This is a genomic window from Nonomuraea sp. SBT364 (assembly GCF_001083785.1).
Taxonomy (GTDB): Bacteria; Actinomycetota; Actinomycetes; order Streptosporangiales; family Streptosporangiaceae; genus Nonomuraea.
On record NZ_LAVL01000093.1, the window covers coordinates 1 to 13,728 of the forward strand.

Below are 13,728 nucleotides of genomic sequence, written 5' to 3' on the forward strand. Positions count from 1 at the left end.
CAGAGTTGTATAAGAGACAGCGCCAGCCCGCCGGGCGGGAGGTGATGGCGGCGGCCCGGCGGGCTGGAGCGTGGCCCGCGCGGGCAGGAGCGAGACCGCCACCCCGGTCGCTCCGGTCAGGGCCAGGGCGAACAGGACCGCGAAGGGCCGCGGGAGCGTGCCCGTGGGTCTTCTGCGCCGCGAAGCCGACATGTCGACCACCCTCCGTGTTCACAGAGCTACAGGGAGCGCTTGAGGGTGGACGTTAGCAAGCGTTCGCGGTGTCGCGGGGGCAATCTCCGGATGACGTCCGTTGTGTGGCGATAATGGCGTCATGAAGTTGCGGATCTTCACCGAGCCCCAGCAGGGCGCCACCTACGACGATCTCCTTGCCGTCGCCCGGGCCGCCGAGCGCCTCGGCTTCGACGCGTTCTTCCGGTCCGACCACTACCAGCGCATCGGCGCGGGCGACCCGGGCCCCGGCTCGACGGACGCCTGGATCACGCTGGCCGGGCTGGCCCGCGAGACGTCCGGGATCAGGCTGGGCACACTGGTGACTCCCGCGACGTTCCGGCTGCCCGGCCCCCTGGCGATCAGCGTCGCCCAGGTGGACGCGATGAGCGGCGGCCGGGTCGAGCTGGGGCTCGGCACCGGCTGGTTCGACGGCGAGCACGCCGCGTACGGGATCCCGTTCCCGCCGGTGGGGGAGCGGTTCGGCCGCTTCGAGGAGCAGCTGGAGATCGTCCGGGGGTTGTGGGCGGCGGACAAGTCGTTCTCCTACGACGGCCGCTACTACCGGCTCGTCGACTCGCCCGCGCTGCCCAAGCCGGTGCAGCGGCCGGGCCCGCCGATCATCATCGGCGGCGTCGGCGCCAAGCGCACGCCTCGGCTGGCCGCCACGTTCGCCGACGAGTACAACGTGCCGTTCCACCGGCTCGGCGACACCGGCGCCGCCTTCGACCGGGTACGTCAGGCGTGCGAGCGGACGGGACGCACGGTCGTCCTGTCGGCGGCGCAGACCGTGTGCGTCGGGCGCGACCGGGCCGAGCTGGAGCGCCGGGCGGCGGTCATCGAGCAGCCGCTCGGCACGCTGCGTGAGGTCGGGCTGGCCGGGACCCCCGCCGAGGTGCTGGAGAAGATCGGCCGGCTCGGCGAGCTCGGCGCCGAGCGGATCTACCTCCAGGTGATGGACCTGGCCGACCTGGACCACCTGGAGCTGATCGCGGCAGAGGTGTTGCCGCACGTCTGAGCGGATTTGCGGTGGCATGCCCGAACCGGGTTGCGGCACACTTGGGCCGTGCTGTTGACGATCTCGACCACCGCCCCGCCCGCCACCGACCTGGGTTTCCTGCTGCACAAGCATCCCGGCCGGGTGCAGCGGTTCGGCCAGTCGTTCGGCGAGGCGACGGTGTTCTACCCCGAGGCGGACGAGCGGCGCTGCACGGCGGCGCTGCTGCTCGACGTCGACCCGGTCGCGCTGGCCAGGTCGCGGGGCAAGGGGTCGCCCGACTTCAGCCTGTCGCAGTACGTCAACGACCGGCCCTACGCCGCCTCGTCACTGCTGGCCGTGGCGCTGGCCGACGTGTTCCGCACCGCGCGGGCCGGGCGGTGCGCAGCCCGGCCGGAGCTGGCCTCCACGCCGCTGCCGCTGGAGATCCGGCTGCCCGCGCTGCCCTGCCGGGGCGGGCCGGAGCTGGCCGGGCGGCTGTTCGCGCCGCTCGGCTGGCGGGTCACGGCCGAGCCGGTGCCGCTCGACGAGGGCTTCCCCGAGTGGGGCGACTCGCGTTACGTGCGGCTGACGCTCGACGGCACCGTACGGCTGGCCGACGCGCTCAACCACCTGTACGTGCTGCTGCCGGTGCTCGACGAGGCCAAGCACTACTGGATCGCGCCGGACGAGATCGACAAGCTGATCCGCGCCGGGGAGGGCTGGCTGCGCGACCACCCGGAGCGGGACCTGATCGTCCGCCGCTACATGGGACGGCGCTGGACCATGGCCCGCGCCGCGCTCGCCCGTCTGGCCGAGCTGGGCGACGAGACGGAGGAGCAGCTGGAGCCCGCCGTGGCCGAGGACGCCCCGCCGGGGCGGACGGCCGGCGACGAGGCCGCGGCGGCCGAGGCCGGAGCGGAAACCGAAGAGCCCGCTGCGGAGCCGGCCAAGCGCAAGCCGCTCAACACCCAGCGGCGTCAGGCCGTCCTGGAGACGCTGGAGGAGCTCGGCGCCGTCAGCGTGATCGACCTGGGCTGCGGGCAGGGCGAGCTGGTCGGGGCGCTGCTGTCCAGGCCGCGCTTCGCCAGGGTCGGCGGGATGGACGTCTCGCCGATGGCGCTGACCATCGCCGCGCGCAAGCTCAAACTGGAGCGCATGCCCGACGCCAAGCGCGCCAGGCTCACGCTGTTCCAGGGCGCGCTCACCTACACCGACAAGCGCCTGGCCGGCTACGACGCCGCCGTGCTCATGGAGGTGATCGAGCACGTGGACCCGCCCCGGCTGGCCGCGCTCGAACGCGTCGTGTTCGGTCACGCCAAGCCCGCGCACGTACTCGTGACCACGCCGAACGTCGAGTACAACGTCCGCTACGAATTCCTCACCGGCCTGCGTCACGCCGACCACCGCTTCGAGTGGACCCGTGCCGAGTTCGCCGCCTGGGCCGAGGGGGTGGCGGCCCGGCACGGCTACCGGGTCGCGTTCAGGCCGGTGGGCGAAGAGGATCCGGAGGTCGGCCCGCCGACCCAGATGGGGGTGTTCACCCGTGATTAGCGTTCCCGAGCTGTCGCTCGTGGTGCTCGTCGGCGTCTCGGGCAGCGGCAAGTCGACGTTCGCCGCCCGGCACTTCGCGCCGACGCAGGTCATCTCGTCCGACTTCTGCCGGGGCCTGGTCTCCGACGACGAGAACGACCAGAGCGCCACCCCGGCCGCGTTCGACCTGCTGCACCACATCGTCGGCGTGCGCCTGGCGCGCGGCCTGTTCACCGTGGTCGACGCCACCAACGTGCAGTACGCCGCCCGCAAGAGCCTCATCGACCTGGCCAGGAAGCACGACGTGCTGGCCGACGCGATCGTGCTGGACGTGCCGGAGGAGGTCGCCGTCGAGCGCAACGCCGGCCGCCCCGACCGCGACTTCGGCGCCCGCGTGGTGATCCGCCAGCGCAAGGAGCTGCGCCGCTCGCTCGGCAAGATCTCCCGCGACGGCTTCAGGAAGGTCCACGTGCTGCGCGGCGCCGGGCAGATCGACCAGGCGGTGATCTCCTACGAGAAGGCGTGGTCCGACAAGCGGGAGCTGACCGGCCCGTTCGACGTCATCGGCGACGTGCACGGCTGCCGGGCGGAGCTGGAGACGCTGCTGGCCGAGCTGGGCTGGCGGGGGCTGTCCCACCCGGAGGGCCGCACCGCCGTGTTCGTCGGCGACCTGGTCGACCGCGGCCCCGACACGCCGGGCGTGCTGCGCCTGGTCATGAGCATGGTCGCGGCGGGCACCGCGATCTGCGTGGCGGGCAACCACGAGCAGAAGCTGGTGCGCGCGCTGGCCGGGCGCGACGTCAAGGTGGCCCACGGGCTGCAGGAGTCGCTCGACCAGCTCGCCGCCGAGCCGCCGGAGTTCGTCGAGTCGGCGCGCGCGTTCATGGACGGGCTGCTCAGCCACTACGTGCTCGACGAGGGGCGGCTCGTGGTCGCGCACGCCGGGCTGAAGGAGGCCTACCACGGCCGCGCCTCGGGCCGGGTGCGCTCCTTCGCCCTCTACGGCGACACCACCGGCGAGACCGACGAGTACGGGCTGCCCGTGCGCTATCCGTGGGCCGAGGAGTACCGCGGCCGGGCCATGGTCGTCTACGGCCACACGCCCACGGTCCAGCCCGAATGGGTCAACAACACGATCTGCCTCGACACCGGCTGCGTGTTCGGCGGCCACCTCACCGCGCTGCGCTACCCGGAGCGGGAGCTCGTCCAGGTGCCCGCCGAGAAGGTGTGGTACGAGTCGGTCAAGCCGCTCGGCGGCCCGGTGCGCGACGCGGTCATGCTCGACATCGGCGACGTGCAGGGCACGCGTCACGTCGAGACGCGCTTCGGCGGCCGGATCAAGGTGGCCGAGGAGAACGCCGCCGCGGCGCTGGAGGTCATGAGCCGGTTCGCGGTCGACCCGCGCTGGCTCGTCTACCTGCCGCCGACCATGGCGCCGTCGCAGACGTCCGCGCTCGACGGCTACCTGGAGCATCCGGACGAGGCGTTCGCGGAGTTCGCCGAGGCCGGCGTCACCGAGGTCGTGTGCGAGGAGAAGCACATGGGTTCGCGGGCCGTGGCCGTGCTCGCCCGCACGCCCGAGGTCGCGGCCGCGCGGTTCGGCGTCACCGACGGCAGCGCTGGCACCGTCTACACGCGCACCGGCCGGCCGTTCTTCGGCGACCTGACGCCGCTGGTCGACCGGCTGCGGCAGGCGTGCGAGCCGCTGTGGGAGGCGCTCGGCTCCGACTGGGTGGCGCTCGACTGCGAGCTGCTGCCCTGGTCGGCCAAGGCGGGCCAGCTGATCCGGACCCAGTACGCCGCCGTCGGCGCCGCCGCCCGGGCCGCGCTGCCGGAGGCGGTCTCGGCGCTGGAGGCCGCCGCCGGGCGCGGGCTGGAGGTGTCGGAGCTGCTGGAGCGCACCCGGCGCCGGGCAGGCAACGCCGCCCTGTTCCGCGACGCCTACGCCCGCTACTGCTGGCCGGTCGACGGCCTGGAGGGGGTGCGGCTGGCGCCGTTCCAGATCCTCGCCTGCGAGGGCCGGGCCACGGCGCTGGAGCCGCACGCCTGGCACCTGTCGACGCTGGCGCTGCTCGACTCGCCGATCATCGCGCCGACCCGGCACATGTTCGTCTCGCTGGACTCGCCGTCCTCGCGCGCCGAGGCGACGGCCTGGTGGGAGTCGATGACGGCGGCGGGCGGCGAGGGCATGGTGGTCAAGCCCGCCGCGCACACCGGCGGCCGGGTGCAGCCCGGCGTCAAGGTCAGGGGCCGCGAATACCTGCGCATCATCTACGGCCCCGACTACACCGAGTCGCTGGACGTGCTGCGCAAGCGGTTCCTCGGCAAGAAGCGCTCGCTGGCGCTGCGCGAGCACGCGCTCGGCCTGGAGGCGCTGTCGCGGCTGGCCGACGGCGAGGCGGGCTGGCGGGTGCACGAGCCGGTCTTCGCCGTGCTCGCGCTGGAGTCCGAGCCCGTGGACCCGCGGCTGTGACCGCCGACCGGCACCGCCCCGGCTACCTGCGCCGCCGCCTCGGCCGCGCCGTGCTCCTGTACGGCGTGGCCCTGGCGGTGGGCGCGATGGTGGTGGCGGTCTTCTGGCTCACCCAAGTTTGAGTAATTAGAGCAGTACGTACGGTAGTCACGGGTATGTCCCTCAGCCAGAGGGGGAAGGACCCGCATGGCTACTCAGCACGCCCATCAGGAGAACCTGGGTCACGTCGTCTTCATCGCGGCGGCGGCGGCCATCGGCGGGTTCCTGTTCGGCTACGACAGCTCGGTCATCAACGGCGCCGTGGTCGGCATCCAGCGGCACTTCGCGGTGGGCGCCGTCGAGACGGGCTTCGTGGTGGCGATCGCGCTGCTCGGCTCGGCCGTCGGCGCCTGGATCGGCGGCCGGCTCGCCGACCGGTGGGGGCGCACCAGGACCATGCAGGTGGCCGCCATCCTGTTCGCCATCAGCTCGATCGGGCAGATGCTGCCGTTCGCCATCTGGGACCTGGCCGTGTGGCGGGTGCTCGCGGGCGTCGCGATCGGCATGGCCTCGGTGCTCGGGCCCACCTACATCGCCGAGGTGGCGCCGGCCGCCTACCGGGGCAGGCTCGGCTCGTTCCAGCAGCTCGCGATCGTGCTCGGCATCGCGGTCTCCCAGCTCGTCAACTACGTGATCGCCAGGCTGGCGGGCGGCGACGTCAACAACCACCTGTGGGGGCTGCAGGCGTGGCAGTGGATGCTGGGCGCCTGCGTCGTGCCCGCCCTGCTCTTCCTGCTGTTCGCCTCGACCATCCCCGAATCGCCGCGCTACCTGATCATGGCGGGCCGGGTCCGGCAGGCCCGCACCGTGCTGTCCGAGGTCGAGGGCGAAGGGGTGGACCTGGACGAGCGCGTGCGCGAGATCCAGCACGTGCTCAGGACCGAGGCCGCGCCGACGATGAAGGACCTGCGCGGCCCGGCCCTCGGCCTGCTGCCGATCGTGTGGATCGGCATCATCCTGTCGGTCTTCCAGCAGTTCGTCGGCATCAACGTGATCTTCTACTACTCGTCCGTCCTGTGGCAGTCGGTGGGGATCAACCAGTCCGACTCGCTGCTGATCAGCTTCTCCAGCTCGATCATCAACATCATCGGCACGTTCATCGCCATCTCGCTCGTCGACAAGATCGGGCGCAAGCCGCTGCTGCTCATCGGCTCCGCGGGCATGGCGATCTCGCTGGCCAGTGCCGCCTGGGCGTTCAGCGCCGCCAGGCCCGTCGGCGGCACTGTCTCGCTGCCCGATCCGCAGGGCATGATCGCGCTGGTCGCCGCGAACCTGTTCGTGCTGTTCTTCGCGCTGTCGTGGGGCGTGGTGGTCTGGGTGCTGCTCGGTGAGATCTTCCCCAACCGGATCCGGGCCGCCGCCCTCGGCGTCGCCGCCGCCGCGCAGTGGATCGCCAACTGGCTGATCACGGTCACGTTCCCGGCCCTCGCCGAGTGGAACCTCCCGCTCACGTACGCGATGTACGCGCTGTTCGCCCTGCTGTCGTTCCTCTTCGTCATCAAGTGGGTCAAGGAGACCAAGGGCTGCCGGTTGGAGGAGATGGGCTGAGCCCGGTCACTTCCGCTGGCGGGCCCGCTTGACCAGCGAGAACACCATGGCCACGAGGATGAAGAAGAACAGTGCCTTGAAGATGCCGGCTCCGCCGACCACCACCAGCGCCACCATGGCCATGGCCAGGAGCGGGATGAAGGGGCCGGGACCGTGACCGTGCCGGCGTCCCGGGTGCCCGCCGTGCCACGGCTTGCGCATGTCGCGGCTCATGCCGGGGTGCCGGCGGGCCAGCTCGCGCATGTGGTCGCGCTGCTCGCGCATCGCCGCCTGCCAGGAGTCGATCGTGTGCGGCGGGACGGGCCCGGCGTGACCGCGGCCCTCGCCCGGCAGATCTTCCGTGACCTTGGCCAGGTCACGCTGCGTGCGGGCGGCGAGCGTCTGGTCCAGGCGCTCGTCGAGTTCCTCGTGTGTCAGGCGCCCCAGCGCGAAGTGCTCGCGCAGTGATGCCATCGTCCGCTCGCGCTCGGCGTCGCCGATGCGCAGGTCGCCGTGTTCCATGGCGGTCGCCACCCCCTCCATCGCTCACTCCTCGCCCGGGTCGCCGTCGGCCAGAATCTGGTAGAGCCTGCGCCGGGTCTCCACCAGAGTCTTGCGCGCTTCGCGGATTTGCGCATCAGTCCCGGTCTGCAGAACCTGCATCAGCGCGAACGCCGACTGGCGCGAGAGGTCCCACAGGTCGGCGGTGCTGTCGTCGATGTCGGGCCGCATCTCGTCCCACGGGGCGCGGACCTCGTCGGCGTGCGCCTCGATGTAGGCGCGGCCGGTGTCGGTGAGGCGGAAGGTCTTGCGGCCCTCGTTCTCCTCCGAGACGACCAGGCCCTCGTCGTTGAGCTGCTGCAACGCCGGGTAGACGGCGCCGGGGCTGGGCTTCCAGCCGCCTTCGCTGCGCTCGGCGATCTCCTGGATGATCTGGTAGCCGTTGCGCGGCTCCTCGGCCAACAGCGCGAGGATCGCGGCGCGGACGTCGCCCCGCTTGGCCTTGCGCGGCCTGCCGCCCCAGCCCCGGTGCCCCCCGAACGGGCCCTGCCCCCACGGCCCGCGGCCGAAGTCGAACGGGAACTGCCCCGGCCCGCGCCGCCCGCGGGACCGGTGCTCGTGCGGGCCGCCGTGGTGCCGGTGCGGATGGCCCTGCTCGAAGGCGTCGGCCACGGCCCTGATCGCCTCTTTCGCGGCCTTCTTGAACTCGTGCGCGTCGGGCCACTGGCCCCCTGCCGCCTGAGCGGATGTCATGGTGTCGTCTCCTTGCGATTGTTCTTCGATGCTTCAAAGATATATCGGAAGCATGTCGCCATCAAGGCCCGGGGACGAGTGAGACAGATCACCAAAAACTTCCAGGAATCCGGGAACAGGATCCGGGAGGGGACCGTTGTTCAGAGCAGACGAGGTCGTTCCGCGTCGGCAGGGCTGGGGGGTGCTGTCGCCGCGGAGACGACCTCGTCTGCGTTCACCGGCACATCACACCCGGGCGCCGATTGCCGTACAGTCCCGATCATGATGGGGCACACGCACGCGCTCACCGGGGTCATCGCCTGGCTGGGGCTGGCGCCGCCGCTCGCGGCGCTGCCGTTGCTGAACGAGTCATCCCGGTTCATCGACACCGGCATCATGGCCACCGCGCTGAGCCCGGCGGAGCTGATCGCCGGGGCCATCATCTGCGCCGGCGCCGCCATGCTGCCCGACCTCGACCACCCGAGCGCCACGATCGCGCAGACCTTCGGCCCGGTCACCTGGCTGCTGAGCAAGGGCGTCTCGTGGATCAGCGGCGGGCACCGGGGCGCCACCCACTCGCTGGCGTTCGCGGTGGCGATCGGGTTAGGCACGCACTGGCTGGCCAACACCTATCCGATCGGCCGCGACATCATGGTCGTGCTGCTCATCGGGCTGGCCCTGCGCGCGATCGGCGTCGGCATCCCGGGCAAGAAGCTCGGCTCGGCCATGGTCAACATCGGCCTGACCGCCGGGCTCTACGCGGTGTTCATGTCGCAATCGGTGGGCTACGCCTGGCTGGGGCTGGCCGTGGGGATCGGCTGTCTCATGCATGTGGTGGGCGACTGCATGACCGAGCGCGGGTGCCCGGTGCTGTGGCCGCTGTCGATCAAGTTCGTGCTGCCGTGGAAGATCGGCATCAAGACGGGGAAGAAGTTCGAGCAGAAGATCCTCGCCCCGGTGCTGGCGATCGCCATCGTCGGCCTGCTGTTCTGGCGGCTCGTACCCGTTTAACTTGATGTCGAGATACTTTTAGAGATATCTTGATGTCGAGAGACCTGCGCGGCCGACTTAGGGTGACCTGACGTCGAGGACGCTTCCCGCGTGCGGCAGGATCTCAAGTGAGCAACTGTCTATGGAGGAGGCGAATCACCGTGTCCGCGAACAGCTTCGGCAGCCGTGACACGCTGCGCGTCGGCGACGCGTCATATGAGATTTTCCGGCTGGACGCCGTCGAAGGCGCTGCCCGCCTCCCGTACAGCCTGAAAATCCTGCTGGAAAACCTCCTCCGCACCGAGGACGGCGCGAACATCACCGCCGACCACATCCGCGCCCTGGGGTCCTGGGACCCGAACGCGGCGCCGAGCGTGGAGATCCAGTTCACCCCGGCACGCGTCATCATGCAGGACTTCACCGGCGTGCCCTGCGTCGTCGACCTGGCCACCATGCGCGAGGCCGTGCGCGACCTCGGCGGCGACCCGGCCCGCATCAACCCGCTGGCCCCGGCCGAGATGGTCATCGACCACTCGGTCATCGTCGACTACTTCGGCCACCCCGACGCCTTCCAGCGCAACGTCGAGCGCGAGTACGAGCGCAACCGCGAGCGCTACCAGTTCCTGCGCTGGGGCCAGACGGCCTTCGACGAGTTCAAGGTCGTGCCGCCCGGCACCGGCATCGTCCACCAGGTCAACATCGAGCACCTGGCCCGCGTCGTCATGACCCGCGGCGAAGACGGCGTCACGAGGGCCTACCCCGACACCTGCGTCGGCACCGACTCCCACACCACGATGGAGAACGGCATCGGCGTTCTCGGCTGGGGCGTCGGCGGCATCGAGGCCGAGGCCGCCATGCTCGGCCAGCCGATCTCCATGCTGATCCCGCGCGTCGTCGGCTTCAAGCTCAACGGCAAGCTGCCCGCCGGGGCCACCGCCACCGACCTGGTGCTCACCATCACGCAGATGCTGCGCAAGCACGGCGTGGTCAGCAAGTTCGTGGAGTTCTACGGCGAGGGCGTCTCGTCCGTGCCGCTGGCCGACCGGGCCACGATCGGCAACATGAGCCCCGAGTTCGGCTCCACCTGCGCCATCTTCCCCATCGACGGCCAGACCGTCGACTACCTGCGCCTGACCGGCCGCTCCGAGGAGCAGATCGCGCTCGTCGAGGCCTACGCCAAGGCCCAGGGCATGTGGCTCGACCCGCAGGGCCCCGAGCCGGAGTTCTCCGAGTACATCGAGCTCGACCTGGCCACGGTGGTGCCGTCCATCGCCGGCCCCAAGCGCCCGCAGGACCGCATCGAGCTGTCGGCGGCCAAGGAGACCTGGCGCCGCGACGTGCGCGCCTACGTCGACGACCCCGACGGCGTCGACGAGGCCGTCAAGGAGAGCTTCCCCGCCTCCGACGCGCCCGCCTCCAACGCCGACGCCAACGGCTCGCGCCCGCACAAGCCGGTTCCCGTCACGCTCGCCGACGGCACCTCCTTCGAGATCGACCACGGCATCGTCTCCATCGCCGCGATCACCTCCTGCACCAACACCTCCAACCCGTACGTCATGCTCGGCGCGGCGCTGCTGGCCCGCAACGCCGTGGAGAAGGGCCTGACCCGCAAGCCGTGGGTCAAGACCTCGCTGGCGCCCGGCTCGCAGGTCGTCACCGGCTACTTCGAGCGCTCCGGCCTCCAGCCGTACCTCGACAAGATCGGCTTCAACCTCGTCGGCTACGGCTGCACCACCTGCATCGGCAACTCCGGCCCGCTGCCCGCCGAGATCTCCGAGGCCGTCCAGGCCAACGACCTCGCGGTCACCGCCGTGCTGTCCGGCAACCGCAACTTCGAGGGCCGCATCAACCCCGACGTCAAGATGAACTACCTGGCGTCCCCGCCGCTCGTGGTCGCCTACGCGCTGGCCGGCACCATGGACGTCGACCTCGACACCGAGCCGCTGGGCACCGGCGCCGACGGCGAGCCCGTCTACCTGCGCGACATCTGGCCCTCGCCGGAGGAGATCGCCGAGGTGGTGCACTCCTCGATCGGCCGCGACATGTTCGAGCGCGACTACGCCGACGTGTTCAAGGGCGACGACCTGTGGCGCTCGCTGCCGATCCCGACCGGCGACACCTTCGAGTGGGACCCGTCCTCCACCTACGTCCGCAAGGCCCCCTACTTCGACGGCATGCCGTCCACGCCGGAGCCGGTGACCGACATCGCCGGCGCCCGGGTGCTGGTCAAGGTGGGCGACTCGGTCACCACCGACCACATCTCGCCCGCCGGGTCCATCAAGGTCGGCACCCCCGCCGCCCAGTACCTGCAGGCCAACGGCGTCGAGGTCAAGGACTTCAACTCCTACGGCTCGCGGCGCGGCAACCACGAGGTGATGATCCGCGGCACCTTCGCCAACATCCGGCTGCGCAACCAGATCGCGCCCGGCACCGAGGGCGGCTACACCCGCGACTTCACCCAGGCCGACGCGCCGGTGTCGTTCATCTACGACGCCTCCGTCAACTACGCCACGGCCGGCACGCCGCTGGTCGTGCTGGCGGGCAAGGAGTACGGCTCCGGCTCCTCGCGTGACTGGGCCGCCAAGGGCACCGCGCTGCTCGGCGTCCGCGCCGTCATCGCCGAGTCCTACGAGCGGATCCACCGCTCCAACCTGATCGGCATGGGCGTGCTGCCGCTGCAGTTCCCCGACGGCGGCTCGGCCGAGTCGCTGGGGCTGACGGGCGAGGAGACGTTCGACATCACCGGCGTCGAGGCGCTCAACGACGGCTCCGTCCCGCAGACGGTGCACGTCAAGGCGGGCGACGTGGAGTTCGACGCGGTGGTCCGCATCGACACGCCCGGCGAGGCCGACTACTACCGGCACGGCGGCATCATGCAGTACGTCCTGCGCTCGCTGCTCGCCAAGTCCTGACCCGCTCGACTTCCCGCGTCCGCGCGCCGGTCATCAGCCGGCGGCGGGCGACGGGAGCCCGGCCGCGCCCTCGCGCGGGGCCGGGCGGGGCGTGCGATCCTCACGCCCCCACCTCGGGGGATCCACCCGACCTCCAGGAGCCGCCCGGCGCACCACCCAGCGCCGGGCGGCTCCTGGCCTCCCTTACGGCTCCCGCCCCACCGGCCATGTGCTGGGGCGGGCGCCTCTCACTCCCGCAACGTTAGTGACGTCCGGTATGCCGGAGGTATGTCCGCCGCGTCAGGCCACCCGGGCGGCCGGGGCCGACCAGGTGTCGCAGGCGCCGGGCCGCTGTGCGGTGAAGCCGCGCTTGAGCCAGTAGGCGCGGTTGGCGCCCTTGCCGTGGCTGCGCCGCTCGCCGTCGTCGTCGCCGCTGGCGCGGGTGGCGTCGAGCACGGCCTCCCAGTCGCCCCGGCCGCGCGCCAGCGACCCCCACACGCTGCCGAGGAACACCCCAGACAGGCAGTCGGCCTGCAGCTCGTAGCGCCGCCCCAGCTCCGCCTGCCGGGCGCGGCTGGCGCGGGCGCCGCTCTCGTAGTGCTTCCTGATCCCGGTCAGGCTCTGCACGTGGTGGCCGTACTCGTGCGCGGCCACCTTGAGGGGGTAGAGGTCCGTACGGTCCTCGATCCAGCGGCCCGTCAGCGGGAACACCAGCGTGGCCCGCTCGGTGCAGTAGAAGGCGGCGGCCCCGTCGGGCCAGTCGCCGCCGCACACCCGCGTCGCCGGCTCGTCGTAGTAGCGCACGACGGGCTTGCGGAAGGTCAGGCCGGCCCCGGCGAAGTGTCTGGACCACGATCGATCCAGACATTTCATCATCGCGGTGAGGTATTCGCGGGTGCGCGGGATGCCGCCCTGGACGATGGCCGGCTCCGGGCAGGCCGCCGTCGCCAGCTTTCCGGTCGCGGCCAGCGGGTCCTCGTACGGCGCGGGCACGGCCAGACCGGCGAGGAGGGGGAGGGTGAGAAGCAGACGCACGATCACGCAGCTTAGGGGATGCGGGGCCGCCCGCACGCAGGCTCTGCCGCCGCCAAGGTGGCGGGATTGGGGTGGTTAACTCCCTTTTGTGACTCATGCGGCATTGGTGCTGATTATCGGTGGTGTGGCGGTTTTTCTGGGCGCGGTGGTCCAAGGGAGCGTGGGATTCGGGCTGGGGCTCGTGGGGGTGCCCGTGCTCACGATGCTGGACCCCGCGGTGATGCCGGGGGCGATGCAGGTGGTCAACATGACGCTGCCGCTGTTCACGCTGGCCGTGGAGTGGCGGCGGGTGGACTGGCGCGGGCTAGGGTTCGCGCTGCTGGGGAGGCTGCCCGGGAGCGTCGTGGGGGCGGTGATCGTCGTCTACGTCTCCATCCACGCGCTGAGCGTCTTCGTGGCGGTCATGGTGCTGGCCGCCGTGGGGCTCACCGCCCGGGCGGTCAGCCTGCCGCGCAACGGGGTGACGATCACCTCGGCGGGCTTCGTCTCCGGCATCACCGGCACCGCGACCGGCATCGGGGGGCCGCCCGTCGCGCTGGTGTACCAGACGGCCAAGGGACCGCAGATCCGGGCGACGCTGGCGATGTTCTTCTTCCTCGGCGCCGCCCAGTCGATCGTCATCCTGGCCCTGGTCGACCACCTGCCGGCGCGCGCGCTCACCACCGGGGCCGCGCTCCTCGTGCCGATGATCCTCGGCTTCCTGGTGTCCGGGCCGCTGCGCCGCCACCTCGACCAGGGCAAGGTCCGGGTCGCGATCCTCGCCGTCGCCGCGGCCTCGGCCCTCGGGCTCATCGGCGTGACGCTCCTGACCTGACGGCACG

At 71.4% G+C, this 13,728-nt stretch carries 12 protein-coding genes; 8 read left to right on the top strand and 4 right to left on the bottom strand.

The features are described 5' to 3' along the window. Positions 1–192: hypothetical protein (locus ADY59_RS52830; protein ID WP_231618980.1), on the bottom strand; the 192-nt coding region annotated here is incomplete at its 3' end. Between the two features lie 121 nt (positions 193–313). Between ADY59_RS52830 and ADY59_RS31105 the strand changes: the two genes are divergently transcribed. The 5 genes from ADY59_RS31105 to ADY59_RS31120 all read left to right on the top strand — a co-directional run bounded on the left by ADY59_RS31105 (position 314) and on the right by ADY59_RS31120 (position 6,779). Next, positions 314–1,228 (top strand): LLM class F420-dependent oxidoreductase, encoded by a 915-nt coding sequence (locus ADY59_RS31105; protein ID WP_049569532.1) that lies wholly within the window; start codon positions 314–316, stop codon positions 1,226–1,228. Between the two features lie 48 nt (positions 1,229–1,276). After that, positions 1,277–2,740, top strand: a complete 1,464-nt coding sequence (locus tag ADY59_RS31110) for a 3' terminal RNA ribose 2'-O-methyltransferase Hen1 (RefSeq protein WP_049569533.1) — start codon at positions 1,277–1,279, stop codon at positions 2,738–2,740. Beyond that, the gene (locus ADY59_RS31115; RefSeq protein WP_049569534.1) at positions 2,733–5,192 is read left to right on the top strand and encodes a polynucleotide kinase-phosphatase; all 2,460 of its coding nucleotides are present in this window, start codon (positions 2,733–2,735) and stop codon (positions 5,190–5,192) included. The genes ADY59_RS31110 and ADY59_RS31115 overlap by 8 nt, the downstream gene beginning before the upstream one ends. Beyond that, positions 5,189–5,314 (top strand): hypothetical protein, encoded by a 126-nt coding sequence (locus ADY59_RS53485; RefSeq protein WP_269433653.1) that lies wholly within the window; start codon positions 5,189–5,191, stop codon positions 5,312–5,314. Before ADY59_RS31115 ends, ADY59_RS53485 begins: the two co-directional genes overlap by 4 nt. Before the next feature lie 64 nt (positions 5,315–5,378). After that, entirely contained in the window at positions 5,379–6,779 is a 1,401-nt protein-coding gene (locus ADY59_RS31120; RefSeq protein ID WP_049569535.1) for a sugar porter family MFS transporter, read from the top strand. A 6-nt stretch (positions 6,780–6,785) separates the two neighbouring features. Here the strand turns inward: ADY59_RS31120 and ADY59_RS47710 are convergent, their stop codons facing one another. After that, a complete protein-coding gene (locus ADY59_RS47710; protein WP_053175300.1) occupies positions 6,786–7,301 on the bottom strand; it encodes a DUF1707 SHOCT-like domain-containing protein in 516 nt (171 codons plus the stop codon). A gap of 3 nt (positions 7,302–7,304) precedes the next feature. Beyond that, the gene (locus tag ADY59_RS31130) at positions 7,305–8,012 is read right to left on the bottom strand and encodes a PadR family transcriptional regulator (RefSeq protein WP_049569538.1); all 708 of its coding nucleotides are present in this window, start codon (positions 8,010–8,012) and stop codon (positions 7,305–7,307) included. Between the two features lie 261 nt (positions 8,013–8,273). Here ADY59_RS31130 and ADY59_RS31135 point away from each other — a divergent pair, with 261 nt between their 5' ends. Both ADY59_RS31135 and acnA read left to right on the top strand, forming a co-directional pair. Next, positions 8,274–9,002: a metal-dependent hydrolase gene (locus ADY59_RS31135; RefSeq protein WP_049569541.1), complete on the top strand. Its 729-nt coding sequence runs from the start codon at positions 8,274–8,276 to the stop codon at positions 9,000–9,002. 134 nt (positions 9,003–9,136) lie between these two features. Further along, positions 9,137–11,893: an aconitate hydratase AcnA gene (acnA, locus tag ADY59_RS31140; RefSeq protein ID WP_231618983.1), complete on the top strand. Its 2,757-nt coding sequence runs from the start codon at positions 9,137–9,139 to the stop codon at positions 11,891–11,893. Between the two features lie 279 nt (positions 11,894–12,172). On the opposite strand, the gene ADY59_RS31145 is transcribed toward acnA, so the two are convergent. Continuing rightward, the gene (locus ADY59_RS31145; protein WP_231618981.1) at positions 12,173–12,907 is read right to left on the bottom strand and encodes a neutral zinc metallopeptidase; all 735 of its coding nucleotides are present in this window, start codon (positions 12,905–12,907) and stop codon (positions 12,173–12,175) included. A gap of 124 nt (positions 12,908–13,031) precedes the next feature. Here ADY59_RS31145 and ADY59_RS31150 point away from each other — a divergent pair, with 124 nt between their 5' ends. After that, positions 13,032–13,721: a sulfite exporter TauE/SafE family protein gene (locus tag ADY59_RS31150; protein ID WP_231618982.1), complete on the top strand. Its 690-nt coding sequence runs from the start codon at positions 13,032–13,034 to the stop codon at positions 13,719–13,721. Positions 13,722–13,728 lie beyond the last annotated feature (7 nt).

What these genes read in the sequence shown, in the direction of transcription:
- ADY59_RS31105 (WP_049569532.1), top strand. Translation starts at nt 314, where the DNA reads ATGAAGTTGCGGATCTTCACCGAGCCCCAGCAGGGCGCCACCTACGAC.
- ADY59_RS31120 (WP_049569535.1), top strand. Translation starts at nt 5,379, where the DNA reads ATGGCTACTCAGCACGCCCATCAGGAGAACCTGGGTCACGTCGTCTTC.
- ADY59_RS47710 (WP_053175300.1), bottom strand. Translation starts at nt 7,301, where the DNA reads ATGGAGGGGGTGGCGACCGCCATGGAACACGGCGACCTGCGCATCGGC.
- ADY59_RS31130 (WP_049569538.1), bottom strand. Translation starts at nt 8,012, where the DNA reads ATGACATCCGCTCAGGCGGCAGGGGGCCAGTGGCCCGACGCGCACGAG.
- ADY59_RS31135 (WP_049569541.1), top strand. Translation starts at nt 8,274, where the DNA reads ATGATGGGGCACACGCACGCGCTCACCGGGGTCATCGCCTGGCTGGGG.